The organism is Ferrimonas aestuarii, assembly GCF_005116665.1.
Taxonomy (GTDB): Bacteria; Pseudomonadota; Gammaproteobacteria; order Enterobacterales; family Shewanellaceae; genus Ferrimonas; species Ferrimonas aestuarii.
On record NZ_SWCJ01000007.1, the window covers coordinates 127,504 to 141,322 of the forward strand.

The window sequence follows — 13,819 nt, forward strand, 5'->3', positions numbered from 1 at the left end:
TACACTGGCGCCACTGTTAACCTACCAAGAATCAACACCATGAAAATCGGTATTATTGGTGCCATGGAGCAGGAAGTTGCCCTGCTACGTAGCCAGCTTCAAGATCTCACTATTACCACCATTGCCAACATCGAATTCTACTCTGGCAATTTGGACGGTGCCGAAGTGGTCGTCACTCGCTCAGGAATTGGTAAGGTAACCGCCGCTATCGCAACCACGCTGCTGATTGAACGCTTTGCCCCAGACGCAGTGATCAACACCGGCTCTGCCGGTGGTTTCCGTAAAGAGCTGGCCATCGGCGATGTGGTTATCTCCTCCGAAGTGCGTCATCACGACGTGGATGTCACCGCCTTTGGTTACGAAATGGGACAGCTACCCAGCCAGCCAGCCGCTTTTCTTCCCGCCGCAAACTTAGTCGACGCCGCCAAGGCCTGCATCGCCGAGGTTGGCGAAGTGAACGCCATCGAAGGGCTGATCTGCACCGGCGATAGCTTTATTGCTGATCCTGAGCGCACCAAAGTGATGCTCTCCCACTTCCCAGCAATGGCCGCCTGTGAAATGGAAGCAGCCGCTATCGCACAGACCTGTCATCAGTTCCAGATGCCTTTCGTGGTCATTCGTGCCATCAGCGACAACGCCAATGACGATTCTGCCGTGGATTTTGACAGCTTCATCGTTAAAGCCGGTGAGCACTCCGCCAAAGTAGTTATGGCCATGGTTAGTCGATTGGCAGCCCAGTAATGATCCAAGAGCTCGGCCCGTTTTATGACTGGCTAATGCCACCATTGGTACTAACGCTGGCGTTTATCGTCAGCTTAGTGCTGCCAGCCAAATTCCAATTGGCCACTTGGATCCACCTAGTGGCCGACGCCCTGACCCAGAAAGTGCTCAATCCGCAGCGGGATGCCACCCAGCAACGTCTCGCTGGCTGGCTCTCTTTGACCATGATATTGCTGCCGTTTGTAGGCATCAGCGCCGCCATCATTCACTTGGCAGCTTTCCCTCAAGTCTTTGAGCTGCTGCTCATCGCCCTCTGTTTGCCCGGTAGGCTGCAATGGAAGCGCCACCAACAATTGGCCACAGAACTTCATCTGGGACGTAAACAGCAAGCACGTCTGACTCTAGCCCCTTTCACTCTGAGACAAACCGATAAGCTCAGCGAGGTTGGGCTATTAAAAGCCGCCATTGAAAGCCGGCTAACTCATGAAGCCAGCACCACCTTTTTGTGGTTGTTGTATTACCCTCTACTGGGCTTAGAGCTCACCTTGACGATGGCCATCATTCAGATGCTGCACCGCCATTGGTTCATTGGCCGAAAAGATTATCAGCACTTCGGCATGGGGCCCGCCTTGCTCTCCTTTGCCATCTTGATGCCCATTAACCTGCTATTAGGGCTCACCCTTAGCTTGTATGGCAATACCCGAGCCTGTCTGCAGCAGTTGCCAAAAACCCAGTGGCAAACCCAAGGCGGCCGTAATTGGCTTCTAACGGCCATGGCCTATTACCTTAACGTGCAGTTAGGTGGCCCTTGGCAGCTGGACGACCGTCGTTTGGAGTTCGCTCGTTTAGGCCCAAATATCAGCCCTCAACCTCAGGATCTGATTCGTGCCGATAAGCTGGTCAACTTAGCCAGTTGGCTGTGGCTCGCCATGGTCAATCTGATTGCCATCTCCGTGTCTTTGATGATGGTGGCTCCGCAATAACATCCTATTGCGAGTCGCGGTTTTGTGGCAGAAAAGCCACTACAAGTGTCGCCGCAGAGTGGGCTCAGTTAGCTAGCCCACTTTGACGTAAACCATTACAATGCAGCTCCAAAATTCTGAGTGGAAAATCTGACGTTGAACGAGTTTGTCTATTTCGCCGATCTATTCGGCACCGCTGTATTCGCCATCTCCGGTGCACTCGCGGCCGGACGACTTCGTATGGACCCCTTCGGCGTTACCGTACTCGCTGCAGTTACCGCCATTGGTGGCGGCACCATTCGAGACACCATACTCGGCGCCACTCCCGTATTTTGGATCACCGACACCAACTACATCTGGGTTATCTTGATCACCGCCGTCGCCGTTATGGCGCTGGTTCGCTGTCCAAGGCGCCTCTCCGGTACCTGGTTCCAACTGGCCGATGCGTTTGGGTTAGCGCTGTTCACCGTCATCGGCGCCCAAAAAGCCTTAAGCTTTGGTACCTCGCCAATGATCGCCGTGATGATGGGGGTGATGACCGGTGTGGTTGGCGGTATGATTCGAGATGTGCTGTGCCGCGAGATCCCTCTGGTGCTGCGAAAAGAGATCTACGCAACGGCTTCCATTGTTGGGGGGATTTTGTATACCATCAGTCTAGCACTGCAGATAAGTCAGGTTCCAGCGATGCTTATTGCCATGGCGGGCGCACTCATTATTCGAGTTGCTGCCATCTATTGGAGCCTGTCACTGCCAGCGTTTGAGCTAAACAGCCAATCCAAATAACAATGATATAAGGGGACACCAGTGAAGTTTTGGCCAATATTGATAATGTTGTTTTCTATCATTGCCGGTCAGGCCAAAGCCGATATCGTTCCCGAACAGGTGGAAGCTCCCTCAAAACAGATTCCAGATGCGATTCAATTGGCAAACGAGTATCTCGCTGCATTAACCGCACGCGACTACGGCAAGCTGTCTCGCTTCTACTCAAGGGAAACCAAATTTGTTGATCGCACCGCCAAAAAGACTCTCACCGGCGGCAGTGATATCCTGACCTTCCTCCGCCGCATCCACGTTTATACCTTGGACTACAGCTTTGAGGTAGACCACGCCTTCCATTCCGGTTCCCTCGTGGTCTACATCGGCACCTACAAATACAAGTCTCGTGGGGATCTGTTTGGCAAGCCTGGGCAGAATATCGAATTACAAATTCCAGGGGTTACCACCATCGAAGTGGACCTCAACGATCGCGAGATCAAAACCCACACTGACCTGCTGGACTACGACACCATGAGAGATCAGTTGGCGGCGCAGTAGATCAATCTAGCTAGGGTCTGTTTATCTTTGGTGATGAAATTTTGGTCTAGGATAACGGCTTTTTAATCAAGGAAAACGATTAAAGGCATAGTGGTTATACGTCGAAATCGTTTGACGCAGAGTAAAAGCCGTTAGTCAGACCCCGAAGGGCGCCCAGACACTCATTGTTTGCCATCTAACCTGACACAAGCAGTTAAATTCAGAACAAAAGAGGCAATTTGTCGCGCAAAAATGAGCAAGAAAGGTCAACAGCCCCTAATGACTTTCAGAAATATACCACTGCAGAACGGCACTCAAGCCCAATGCCACCAATGCGCTTGGCTGGCTCCACAGCCAAGCCGCCAGCGACCAACTGCTGCCGAACAATAGTGGCAGCAGCAGATAACAAAACAGCATGCCCCCTAACAGGCTCCAAAGGCTAAATAGCGGCAGGCGCAATTTGATACCAGCCCAGGTATAACTGACCCAAACGGGACTGAAGATCACCAGTGCATCCTGAACAATGGCCACCGCATACCATGAGGTGGCAAACATCCACGGCGACAGCTGCTGCAGAGCCCATATCAACGGCAGGCAGAGCAACATCAAGCCAAAACCAAGTGCAAGCTGAGTAAACCACGTCATCGAAACAGACCTACCATTGCTTCTTCGCAGCACCTTAATACAGCGCTTAGGAGCACGTTTGTATTAAGCAGAGAGCCAATTTGAGCATCAAAAAAGGCCGCATTGTGCGGCCTTGTTTCATCACTTCAGGGTGATTCTAGCAAACTTTCGCTTGCCCACCTGATACACGGCGACGCCCGCCTCAGGTACCAGTTTAGTATCCTCTACCTTATCGCCATCGATCTTCACCGCACCTTGACGGATCATGCGCATGGCGTCTGAGGTGGATGCCACCAAGTTCGCTTCTTTCAGCAGGTTGGCAATGCCCATGCCCGCGTCAAATTCCAGCTCGTCCATCTCATCAGGGATGGCGTTCTTCTGGAAGCGTTGAATGAAGTCCTGATGAGCGCCCTCTGCAGCGGCTTCGTCGTGGAAACGTGCGATGATCTCTTTCGCCAGAGCGATCTTGATATCACGAGGGTTGGCACCGTTAGCCATATCGGCTTTCAGTTGCTCAATCTCTTCCAGCGGACGGAACGACAGCAGTTCGTAGTAGTTCCACATCAGCTCGTCACTGATGGACATGATCTTACCGAACATCTCGTTGGCCGGATCAGACACACCAATGTAGTTATTGGCAGATTTGGACATCTTCTTAACGCCGTCCAGACCCACCAGCAGTGGCATGGTGATCACCGTTTGTGGGCGCTGACCTTCGTCTTTTTGAAGCTCACGGCCCATCAACAGGTTGAATTTCTGGTCGGTACCGCCAAGCTCAACGTCAGCTTCCAGAGCCACGGAATCCCAGCCTTGCAGCAGTGGGTACATAAATTCGTGGATTGCGATCGCCTGGCCGCTGCCGTAACGCTTTTTAAAGTCATCACGCTCGAGCATACGAGCCACGGTTTGCTTCGACGCCAGACGCAACATGCCGGCGCTGCCCAGCTCGTTCAACCAGCTGGAGTTAAACTCGATGCGGGTCTTAGCCGGATCCAGAATCTTGAACACCTGCTCTTTATAGGTTTCAGCGTTGGCCAATACCTGCTCACGAGTCAGCGGAGGACGGGTGGTGTTCTTACCAGATGGGTCGCCTACCATGCCGGTGAAATCACCGATCAGGAAGATCACTTCGTGACCCAGCTCTTGGAACTGGCGAAGCTTGTTCAAGATCACCGTATGACCAAGGTGGATATCAGGAGCCGTTGGGTCGGCACCCAGCTTCACTTTTAGGGGTTTACCCTGCTTTAGTTTCTCAACCAGATCCTCTTCAACTAGGATCTCTTCGGTGCCGCGTCGGATCTCTGCCAACGCCCGTTCCAACTCGCTCATCAAGCCACTCCGCCGGTGTTACGTGTATATACTAAAGCCAGTCATGTTACTGGTTAGGCAGAATAAAGGAAAGAGTGTAGACTAAGCTGTTCGACCGCTTTACCCAGTGTTTGGGTGATTAATATCAGAATTTTGTGCAAATCTTTGATGACTAGAAAACAACACCGCTCAAAGTCGACTCAATTTCGCTCTTGGCTGGCACTTTTTTGGCAACTGCCTCGCCCACACAAATTAGGCGTAATGTCTGCATTCGGCCTGATTGCGCTGATGTTAATCTTGCCGTCAGGCAAAGAGTTGGCCGCGGAATTTGTTGAGCCTCTGCCGCTCAACCAGCGCCTCCCTTTGGAGGTGAATGTCTCCTCTTCTCCCGTGACGATCCAGGCCTCGCTGGATTGGAGCAATTACACCCTCGGAAGTGGCGATAACCTGGCTAAACTGTTTGACCGCGCAGGCCTCTCTCCACAACAGCTTTATCGCATCACCCAACTCCCCATTGCCAAAAAGCGCCTCAGCAAGGTTAAGCCGGGGCAAACCATCGAACTGGGCCGCGATGACCGCGGTGAACTCCAAGAGCTGCGCTACGCCATCGATCGTAAACAAACCCTGATCATCAAATCCGAGGATGGAGAATACCAAGAGCGCATCGATACCAAAGAGGTCGAGCTGCGCAGCCATTTCGCTGCGGCCACCATCAACAGCAACTTCTGGAATGCGGGCATCGATGCCGGCATGAGCCCGAACCAGATCATGAGCCTGGCGGGGATATTTGGTTGGGATATCGACTTCGCCCTAGATATTCGCAAGGGCGACACCTTCAAAGTGCTGTATGAACAGGAGTTCATCAACGGCCATTATGTAGGTGAAGGACAGATCATCGCCGCTGAATTTACCAACCAAGGCGACAGCTTTAAGGCGGTACGCCACACCGACGGCAACTTCTATTCCGACAAAGGTAAGGCGATGCGCAAAGCCTTCCTGCGAGCACCGGTTCAGTTTAATTACGTTAGCTCAAACTTTAATCCACGTCGTCTGCACCCGGTTACCAAGCGAGTACGCCCTCACAATGGCACCGACTACGTCGCCCCAGTAGGCACCCCAATCATGGCCGCCGGTGACGGTAAGGTGATTAAGTCTGCCTACAACAATCTCAACGGCAACTACGTATTCATTCAGCACGGAAGCAAGTACGTCACCAAGTACCTGCACCTGAAGAAACGTAAAGTGAAACAGGGGCAGCGCGTAAAACAGGGACAAACCATCGGTCTGCTTGGCTCCACAGGGCGAGTGACTGGCGCCCACCTGCACTATGAATTCCTCGTAAATGGCACCCACCGCAACCCACGTAAAGTGAAACTGCCGGAAGCGGAAGACATTAAGAGATCAGACCGCCAAGCTTTTCTCGCCTTTGCTGGCGATCAGCTAGAGCAACTAGAGCACCGCCATCAACTGCAGCTCGCCATGCGCTAACACCAAAAAAGGCCGCAAACGCGGCCTTTTGTCTATCTAAGCTTAATTACATCAAATAGTTGGAGTCTTGTTGGTAATCCGTGTCCGACACTCGCACGTCACCGGAGCCATCGCCTTCGATGGTGAGCCCTTTGGCAGAGTTCACCTCAATGTCACCGGAGCCGTCGCTGACACTTACCCAAGCCTCGGCTCGATTGATCTCAATGTCGCCAGAACCGTCGTTAATCTCAATCTTAGGAGAGCGCGCCGAGCCTGCGGTTAGATCGCTAATGCGAATGTGACCAGAACCGTCATTAATTTCAGCAAAACGTTGAATACGCTGCAGATCGATATTGCCTGAACCGTCGTTAATCTCTACCCCAGCGTTAACGCCATTGATAACAATATGCCCAGAGCCATCGTTCACCTCTACCTCAGCACCAATGTTCGCCAGCTCGATGTTGCCACTGCCATCGTCCACGGACACTTCCCCATCAACGTCGGCAATGCGGATGTGACCACTGCCATCGGCTACCGACAACTCACCGCCGATATTGGAGACATTGATGTCACCACTGCCATCACTGATCTCAAGGTCTAAGCTGCGGGGTACTCGAATGGCAATATCGATAAATGGAGACTCAGAACCGCTGCAGCTTCCCCCCTCTTCGATGTAGGCTTTAAGTACCGCTTTGCTGCCCTTTTTTAGCAGTTCAAATCGGTAGCTATCTGGATCGCCCACATGCAGCTTTCCCACAACCTCAATGTGACTTCCGCTGACGCCCTCAACGGTCATGGTTCCTGCGCCAGCTTCAATATCTAACATCGAAACCGAGCCAGCCTCAAGCGTTAGGGTTTGAGATTGAGGCTGCCCTTGATAACAGCGTTCAGCAGCACTAAGGGAAAAACTCGCTGCTGCCACTAGCGCAGCAACTGAACATAACGTCATGACGGTTTTCATTATTCATCCTTGGTTTCAATTAATGATGGCAGTAACAAAGCAAAAAACCGGCCAAAAAAAATAATTAAATAAATTCAATATCTTGATGTATTTTCACCACTAGCCAGCTGTGCCAGTTTCGCCAATACGAGGTCAAAATAGCCAATACCTCTTAGGCAAAACATACTCACTGATGAGTAATTTTGATAGCTTAATCGGCAATTCAAAACCACAAGGACGTGACAATGAAGCCCCTACTATTGCTCCTAAGCCTGCTGAGCTTCAGCACCCTAGCGATAACGGAAAGTGCCCCAATCCCCCTGAGCATCGGTGAACAGTGGCAGTTTGAATCCACCGCCCTAGGGGAAAGTCGTACCATCAACGTGTACCTTCCCCTGAGTTACCACAAAGGCGAGAAAGACTACCCCGTTATCTACCTGCTTGACGGCTCCATGGATGAGGATTTCATTCACATCTCGGGCTTGGTTCAATTCGGCAGCTTCTCCTGGGTCAACCAGCTGCCGGAGTCCATCGTGATCGGCATCGCCAACGTAGACAGAAAACGCGATTTTACTTACCCAAGCTCCGATGACATCGACCGACGAGAGCTCCCAACCTCCGGCGGCTCTGCAGCATTCATTAAGATGCTGGCAGAGGAACTTCAGCCCCTTATCGCCTCCAAATATCGAACTCGCGGCCAGCAAACTCTAATAGGACAGTCCCTCGGCGGACTGCTGGCTACCGAGGTGTTGTTAACCAAACCGGAACTGTTCAATCACTATGTGATCATCAGTCCGAGTCTCTGGTGGGATAAACGAGGGTTGCTGAGCCAGCCATATAAACACGCACCACAAGTGAAGTCGGTGTATGTGGGAGTGGGAAAAGAGGGGGAGGTTATGACAGAGCTTGCCAGAGTCCTGCACCGAAAATTAGCGCAGGAGCCACAGCGCCAGTTCTCTATTCATTTTGGTTATTTCGAGCAACTGGACCATGGCGACACCCTGCACTTGGCGGTTTACGACGCCTTCGAAAAGCTGTTTCGACCTAGTTTGTAAACCTATTCTTCAAGCTGCTGATACTGCTGCATGTTCATCTTTTTGGCGAGATCTTCCGGCGTGTGATGACACAGACCGCAGTCCTTAGCTAAGGTCTTGGCACTGGGCAGTACGGGAGGCAGATCGTCTCCCTCTTTCCAGCGATGACAGTCCATGCAGCTCACCGCATCTAGATGATCCTCGGTATCGATCCAGATGTGGGCCGGTGTCAGTTGCCATTTCTCATCATGACACTCATTGCACCCTTCAATCGCCAAAGCTCCGAAAGAGAGCAGCGCAAGCCCCCCTATCCATAACTTGTTCATACACCCACCTCATAACAACGGGTAATAACAGATGATTTTGCTGACCATCTCGTTCATAAACCATTGTATGGACTGGCAGTTTTTTAGATATTGAATTAGCAGAAGAGTGTTATGAAGGCCGCTAATTTCAGCAACTCATGGGCAAATTGCAGTAGATGGAAATCACATTAATGATGAAATAAGAGCACAAAAAAAGCGCCAGATAGGCGCTTTTTTGCTAACCGAAGCACTTAGATTGAGAAGGAAGCGCCGCAACCGCAAGTGGTAGTCGCATTCGGGTTATTCACGAAGAATCGGCTGCCTTCTAGCCCTTCGGTGTAATCAACCATGCCGCCAACCAAATATTGAAGACTCATGGCATCGACCAACAGGGTTACTCCCTCTTTTTCGATAGTGGTATCGCCGTCATTTACGGCTTCATCGAAGGTAAAACCGTACTGGAAACCACTGCAACCACCACCGGTTACGTATACCCGCAATTTCAGGTTCGGATTTTCCTCTTCCTCCAGCAGCCCCTTAACCTTAAGAGCGGCGGCATCGGAGAACTGAATCGGCATCGCTTGTTCTGCTGCAGCTGTCATGTTTACCTCTAATACATCTTTCTGCGGAGGATTATCTAATACCCGAGTAATAGGTTCAAGTTTTGTCCACTATCTCTGTTTAACTGCCCAACAACGTGGCCACGTCGAAACTGGATTGGGTCGACTTTGACTTGCCCTTACCGCGAACCTTAACGCTCACTTCAAGCTTCTCTGGAGTAAAACCCTCCGGCAGGGTTACGCTGCCATCAAGCTCCTGAAAATAGCGAAAAGCAAACGCCAGTTTAGAGGCATCAACACCATAGTCTTCAAACTTCAGCGTCTTAGTTTTGCCCTTCAGACTGCCAATGATGCGAATACTCACACTGCCTTTGGCAAAGGTTTTGCGCTTCTTCTGTTGGGTTAGCAGCACCTGAAAACGATAGTGACCCGGGGCCGCGCTCGACTCCAGCGCCACTTTTTCAATCAAGACACCGTCAACGCTTCGCTCCGGTGCCATCACGTTCTGATAGAAGCTCAGCTCAGTTTTCAGCATTGCCGCCTCTTTACGCAATGCGGTCATCGCTTCAATGGTTTCATGCTGAGCTTGGCGCTCCGCTTGCAGCTCAATTTCCAGCGCACCATGGGATTCATTCAAGCCTCGAATTCGCTCTTTTTGCAGCCCGGCCTCGATCTGTAAAACTTCAACGTTTGACTGCAGTTTCCAAAGCTGTGGCTGAGCAGCTAGGTAACCAAGGCCAATCGCCGCAAGGGTGCCTAGCACCAAAAACGTCCCTCGAGGACGAAAGCTTTGCTCTAGGTGAACCAGGGCGTGCCAACGGTGTTTCCATCTCTGCATAGTGAATTCGCATTTTTGTTGTTAAACTTTAGCCACTTAAAGTCGAGAGTGCCCAATGCTAAAGAACAACCTGCAATTGCACCACCCGAAACTCAGCTACCCAATCTGTTTGCTGGGGCTGCTAGTGGGGGTTGCGGCAGCATTGTTGCTGGTGCTATTTCGGGCCATTATCGACTTTGGCCATGGGCTAATCCTTAATAATCCAGACGATTTTAGCGATCTCCCCCTACTATGGCGAGCCATTCTGCCCATATCTGGGGCGATCATCATCGCATTAATCGCCCGAATGACCGCCAGCAAGTACCGACGCCTCGGCATCGCCTATGTTATCCATCGCATTAAGATGCATTACGGCCGTCTCCCCTTGGGCAATGCGACCAATCAATTTTTCAGCGCCATTGTCGCCCTGGGCTGTGGCTTCTCCGTGGGACGGGAGGGGCCGGCAATTCACCTAGGTGCCACCGTTGCCACCAGCTTTGCTCGCCGCTGGCAACTGCCTGACAACGCTTTAACTATTCTCGCCTCCTGCGGTATTGCCGCGGGCATTAGCGCCACGTTCAACTCTCCCTTGGCGGCGGTGCTGTTCGTATTGGAAGTGGTGCTGCGGGAGTATCGCATTCACAGCTTTATTCCCATTCTGATCGCCTCAGTTACCGGTAGCGTCATTACCCAGAGCATCTTCGGCAATGTGCACCATTACGAAGAGCTGTTTATCAGCGCCATTCCCATCGCCCAATATCCATTTTTAGTGGTCAGCGGCCTGCTGATCGGCACCATCGCCGCCGGCTTCAGCCATGGGCTAATCTCTCTTACCGAGTTCACCCGCAAATGGCCAATAGCCGTTAAGTTACTGCTTGCAGGCATCGCAACCGCGGCCATCGGCTGGCAACTGCCACAAGCGCTGGGCACCGAACATGGCGCCTTGACCATTGCCCTTGGGGAAAACCCGGGGCTGGCTCTGTTGTTTGCCCTGCTGGCCGCCAAAATTTTAGCCACCATTGCCGCCATCGGCTTGGGCATTCCCGGCGGTATCATCGGCCCACTCTACGGTATCGGTGCCATCATCGGCAGCCTGCTGGCTTGGCTCATGGTGCCTTGGTTCCCCGAACTTCAAGCTTATATTCCCCTTTATACGGTTCTGGGTATGACGGCCATGATGGGAGTCTGTTTGCACGCCCCCTTGGCGGCGCTGCTGGCACTCTTGGAGATGACCCAAGATGCGGCAATTATTCTGCCGTCGCTGTTGGTGACCATTCCAGCCTACCTATTGTCTTTCGTTGGTTTTGGCTCCCGCTCCATCTTCCTGCAACAGCTTGACGCCATGGGATTGGAGTATCGGGTATCTCCCACGCTGCAGGGTCTGCAGAAAACCGGCGTATTGGCACTGGCCGACCGACAGTTTGTCATTGGCAGTCCGCAGCAAAGTGATGAGCAGTTGCTAACGCTGATGCAGGAAGCCAATCAACAGCGATTGCTGCTACGCCACTCTGATCGCTGTGAACTGGTTAGCCTTCACGCCAACTACAGCAGCGATGATGCTCCCCTCGATAGGACGGTTGCCCACCCGCTGCCCAACACCGCCACCTTGGCTGAGGTGTATCTGCTGCTCAATAAAAATCGCCGTCAGGCGGTCTACATCCATGACGGCAACGTTGATCACCCCATTGGCCTGCTCACTTGGTCCATGCTCAGAAAAGAGATTCGAGCCGGCCGTTTCTAGCAACGGTTGGCCAGAATCAATCTATTTTAAAGAATGATACGACCCCGTTTAAACGAAGTTTTCGTTTTTCATTGGCGCCACGTAGGTGAACCACACCTCGCCTATAGCTACAGCCATAAAGCTGTGATGCAACTCCTTGCCACACCGGTCACATAATGCCAACCTTAGCGGTCTGTTCGGGAACTGTATTCAAACGAAGATTGTCGTTAACATAGGCTCCCAAACCCCAATTTTCCTAGAGTCGAGTAATCTCGGCTTGTGTTAGCTCATTGCAACGGGGACGCTGGCAAGCAACCCCACCCAGGAAGGATAAAGATGAATCGCTCCGAAACTCTGTTTGAACAAGCCCAAAAGACCATTCCGGGCGGCGTAAACTCGCCAGTTCGTGCTTTTAAAGGTGTTGGTGGCACCCCAGTATTCATTGAGCGCGCCGACGGTGCCTACCTGTACGACGTCGATGGCAAAGAGTACATCGATTACGTTGGCTCCTGGGGCCCGATGATTCTGGGTCACAACCACAGCGCCATCCGCGAAGCCGTAGTAAAAGCCGCTGAAAATGGCCTATCATTTGGCGCGCCAACCGCCTCCGAAGTGGAGATGGCGGAACTGGTATGCGACATCCTGCCTCACGTTGAGCAGGTTCGTATGGTGAACTCAGGTACTGAAGCCACCATGAGCGCCCTGCGTTTGGCTCGTGGTTTCACCGGTCGCGACAAATTCATTAAATTCGAAGGCTGCTACCACGGCCACGCCGACTGTCTGCTGGTTAAAGCTGGTTCAGGCATGCTGACCTTCGGTGAGCCAACCAGCCCAGGCGTGCCCGCCGATTTCGCCAAGCACACCCTGACCGCAAACTACAACGATCTGGACTCCGTTCGTGAACTGTTCGAGTCAAACCCAGGCCAGATCGCGTCCATCATTCTGGAGCCAGTTGCAGGCAACATGAACTGCATCCCGCCCGTAGAAGGCTTCCTGGAAGGTCTGCGCGCTCTGTGTGATGAGCACGGCGCTCTGCTGATCATCGACGAAGTAATGACAGGCTTCCGCGTGTCTCTGACCGGCGCTCACGGCCACTACGGCGTGCGACCTGATCTGCTGTGTCTAGGTAAAGTTATTGGTGGCGGCATGCCTGTGGGCGCCTTCGGTGGCCGAGCTGACGTTATGCAACATCTGGCTCCAGCTGGCCCGGTATACCAAGCCGGCACCCTGTCTGGTAACCCTATCGCCATGGCGGCGGGTATGGCTCAGCTGAACCTGCTGCGCGAATCTGGTCTGTACGAAGCACTGGCAGCCAAAACTGAGAAGCTGGCTCTGGGCCTAAAAGCAGCAGCAGACAAAGTGGGCGTGCCAATGAGCGTCAACTACGTTGGCGCCATGTTCGGTTTCTTCTTCACCTCTGAAGAGAAGGTAACCGGTTACCAGCAGGTAACTCAGTGCAACATGGAGCAGTTCAATGCATTCTTCCACGGCATGCTGGAAGAGGGCGTAAACTTGGCACCGTCTGCCTTTGAGGCGGGCTTCCTGTCTATGGCGCACTCCGACGCTGACATCGACGCCACCATCGCCGCCGCAGAGCGTGTGCTGGCTAAGATCGCGTAAACTCGCTTAAATACAGAAAAAGGCAGCCTCGGCTGCCTTTTTTAGTGCTCAAAAACAAAGCGCGAAAGATCAAAGGGCTTGCATCTAAAGCGCAGTAATCTCAAAAACTCACTCATTTTCGACTTTACTTATACTTCCAGCTAATGGAGGTACCGATGAAGTATTTAATCCCTATTGCTGCCCTACTTCTCTGCGCTTCTGCCCACAGCGTCAGCTTTCAAGCCGCAGACAAACAGTTCGCCACGAAGATGTGCATGCTCGCCGCTAAAGGCACTCCCGCTCAACTGCATCAGGCTGTCGCGAACTCACAGTACAGCTACCTTGGTATTCAAAAAAAGATCCAGTGTAATGGCTTGAGCATTGGCGAGTTTGCCAAACGCCACAGCCCCTATGCTCGGGTAATTAAGCGCCTGAACCGCAGATAAAAAAACACCCCGCGTGGCGGGGTG

General features: G+C 52.4%; 15 protein-coding genes. 9 read left to right on the top strand and 6 right to left on the bottom strand.

Going from position 1 to position 13,819, the window contains the following annotated elements:
* Positions 1-39: 39 nt before the first annotated feature.
* From mtnN to FCL42_RS11500, 4 genes are all read left to right on the top strand, one after another.
* A complete protein-coding gene (gene mtnN / locus FCL42_RS11485) occupies positions 40-741 on the top strand; it encodes a 5'-methylthioadenosine/S-adenosylhomocysteine nucleosidase (protein WP_136863563.1) in 702 nt (233 codons plus the stop codon).
* A complete protein-coding gene (locus tag FCL42_RS11490; RefSeq protein ID WP_136863564.1) occupies positions 741-1,703 on the top strand; it encodes a cobalamin biosynthesis protein CobD/CbiB in 963 nt (320 codons plus the stop codon). The genes mtnN and FCL42_RS11490 overlap by 1 nt, the downstream gene beginning before the upstream one ends.
* Positions 1,704-1,838: 135 nt before the next feature.
* Positions 1,839-2,465 carry a trimeric intracellular cation channel family protein gene (locus tag FCL42_RS11495; RefSeq protein ID WP_136863565.1) on the top strand — a complete coding sequence of 209 codons (627 nt, stop codon included), beginning with the start codon at positions 1,839-1,841 and terminating at the stop codon, positions 2,463-2,465.
* A gap of 45 nt (positions 2,466-2,510) precedes the next feature.
* Positions 2,511-2,996, top strand: a complete 486-nt coding sequence (locus FCL42_RS11500) for a nuclear transport factor 2 family protein (protein WP_136863566.1) — start codon at positions 2,511-2,513, stop codon at positions 2,994-2,996.
* A gap of 255 nt (positions 2,997-3,251) precedes the next feature.
* Here the strand turns inward: FCL42_RS11500 and FCL42_RS11505 are convergent, their stop codons facing one another.
* Positions 3,252-3,620, bottom strand: a complete 369-nt coding sequence (locus FCL42_RS11505) for a hypothetical protein (RefSeq protein WP_136863567.1) — start codon at positions 3,618-3,620, stop codon at positions 3,252-3,254.
* Between the two features lie 120 nt (positions 3,621-3,740).
* Positions 3,741-4,928, bottom strand: coding sequence for a tyrosine--tRNA ligase (gene tyrS, locus FCL42_RS11510; protein WP_136863568.1), 1,188 nt, complete (start codon positions 4,926-4,928; stop codon positions 3,741-3,743).
* A 147-nt stretch (positions 4,929-5,075) separates the two neighbouring features.
* On the opposite strand from tyrS, the gene FCL42_RS11515 reads away from it, so the two are divergent.
* Positions 5,076-6,395, top strand: a complete 1,320-nt coding sequence (locus FCL42_RS11515; protein WP_136863569.1) for a peptidoglycan DD-metalloendopeptidase family protein — start codon at positions 5,076-5,078, stop codon at positions 6,393-6,395.
* A 46-nt stretch (positions 6,396-6,441) separates the two neighbouring features.
* On the opposite strand, the gene FCL42_RS11520 is transcribed toward FCL42_RS11515, so the two are convergent.
* Positions 6,442-7,335, bottom strand: coding sequence for a DUF4097 family beta strand repeat-containing protein (locus FCL42_RS11520; protein ID WP_136863570.1), 894 nt, complete (start codon positions 7,333-7,335; stop codon positions 6,442-6,444).
* 224 nt (positions 7,336-7,559) lie between these two features.
* On the opposite strand from FCL42_RS11520, the gene FCL42_RS11525 reads away from it, so the two are divergent.
* Positions 7,560-8,369: an alpha/beta hydrolase gene (locus FCL42_RS11525; protein WP_136863571.1), complete on the top strand. Its 810-nt coding sequence runs from the start codon at positions 7,560-7,562 to the stop codon at positions 8,367-8,369.
* A gap of 2 nt (positions 8,370-8,371) precedes the next feature.
* Here the strand turns inward: FCL42_RS11525 and FCL42_RS11530 are convergent, their stop codons facing one another.
* The 3 genes from FCL42_RS11530 to FCL42_RS11540 form a co-directional block, all read right to left on the bottom strand.
* Positions 8,372-8,674 carry a cytochrome c3 family protein gene (locus FCL42_RS11530; protein ID WP_136863572.1) on the bottom strand — a complete coding sequence of 101 codons (303 nt, stop codon included), beginning with the start codon at positions 8,672-8,674 and terminating at the stop codon, positions 8,372-8,374.
* Positions 8,675-8,904: 230 nt separating this feature from the next.
* Positions 8,905-9,255: an iron-sulfur cluster insertion protein ErpA gene (gene erpA, locus FCL42_RS11535; RefSeq protein WP_136863573.1), complete on the bottom strand. Its 351-nt coding sequence runs from the start codon at positions 9,253-9,255 to the stop codon at positions 8,905-8,907.
* Positions 9,256-9,334: 79 nt separating this feature from the next.
* Positions 9,335-10,051, bottom strand: a complete 717-nt coding sequence (locus FCL42_RS11540; RefSeq protein WP_136863574.1) for a DUF6776 family protein — start codon at positions 10,049-10,051, stop codon at positions 9,335-9,337.
* Positions 10,052-10,106: 55 nt separating this feature from the next.
* On the opposite strand from FCL42_RS11540, the gene FCL42_RS11545 reads away from it, so the two are divergent.
* From FCL42_RS11545 to FCL42_RS11555, 3 genes are all read left to right on the top strand, one after another.
* On the top strand, positions 10,107-11,771 hold the full coding sequence (locus FCL42_RS11545) for a chloride channel protein (RefSeq protein ID WP_136863575.1): 1,665 nt from the start codon (positions 10,107-10,109) through the stop codon (positions 11,769-11,771).
* A 315-nt stretch (positions 11,772-12,086) separates the two neighbouring features.
* The gene (hemL, locus tag FCL42_RS11550; RefSeq protein ID WP_136863576.1) at positions 12,087-13,370 is read left to right on the top strand and encodes a glutamate-1-semialdehyde 2,1-aminomutase; all 1,284 of its coding nucleotides are present in this window, start codon (positions 12,087-12,089) and stop codon (positions 13,368-13,370) included.
* Between the two features lie 155 nt (positions 13,371-13,525).
* Positions 13,526-13,795 carry a DUF3718 domain-containing protein gene (locus FCL42_RS11555; protein WP_169308370.1) on the top strand — a complete coding sequence of 90 codons (270 nt, stop codon included), beginning with the start codon at positions 13,526-13,528 and terminating at the stop codon, positions 13,793-13,795.
* The last annotated feature ends 24 nt before the right edge of the window (positions 13,796-13,819 follow it).

Bases quoted from the DNA above. Each gene is read 5' to 3' on its own strand.
- mtnN (WP_136863563.1), top strand. From the start codon at position 40: ATGAAAATCGGTATTATTGGTGCCATGGAGCAGGAAGTTGCCCTGCTA.
- FCL42_RS11490 (WP_136863564.1), top strand. From the start codon at position 741: ATGATCCAAGAGCTCGGCCCGTTTTATGACTGGCTAATGCCACCATTG.
- FCL42_RS11500 (WP_136863566.1), top strand. From the start codon at position 2,511: ATGTTGTTTTCTATCATTGCCGGTCAGGCCAAAGCCGATATCGTTCCC.
- FCL42_RS11505 (WP_136863567.1), bottom strand. From the start codon at position 3,620: ATGACGTGGTTTACTCAGCTTGCACTTGGTTTTGGCTTGATGTTGCTC.
- tyrS (WP_136863568.1), bottom strand. From the start codon at position 4,928: ATGAGCGAGTTGGAACGGGCGTTGGCAGAGATCCGACGCGGCACCGAA.
- FCL42_RS11515 (WP_136863569.1), top strand. From the start codon at position 5,076: ATGACTAGAAAACAACACCGCTCAAAGTCGACTCAATTTCGCTCTTGG.
- FCL42_RS11520 (WP_136863570.1), bottom strand. From the start codon at position 7,335: ATGAAAACCGTCATGACGTTATGTTCAGTTGCTGCGCTAGTGGCAGCA.
- FCL42_RS11525 (WP_136863571.1), top strand. From the start codon at position 7,560: ATGAAGCCCCTACTATTGCTCCTAAGCCTGCTGAGCTTCAGCACCCTA.
- FCL42_RS11530 (WP_136863572.1), bottom strand. From the start codon at position 8,674: ATGAACAAGTTATGGATAGGGGGGCTTGCGCTGCTCTCTTTCGGAGCT.
- erpA (WP_136863573.1), bottom strand. From the start codon at position 9,255: ATGACAGCTGCAGCAGAACAAGCGATGCCGATTCAGTTCTCCGATGCC.
- FCL42_RS11540 (WP_136863574.1), bottom strand. From the start codon at position 10,051: ATGCAGAGATGGAAACACCGTTGGCACGCCCTGGTTCACCTAGAGCAA.
- FCL42_RS11545 (WP_136863575.1), top strand. From the start codon at position 10,107: ATGCTAAAGAACAACCTGCAATTGCACCACCCGAAACTCAGCTACCCA.
- hemL (WP_136863576.1), top strand. From the start codon at position 12,087: ATGAATCGCTCCGAAACTCTGTTTGAACAAGCCCAAAAGACCATTCCG.
- FCL42_RS11555 (WP_169308370.1), top strand. From the start codon at position 13,526: ATGAAGTATTTAATCCCTATTGCTGCCCTACTTCTCTGCGCTTCTGCC.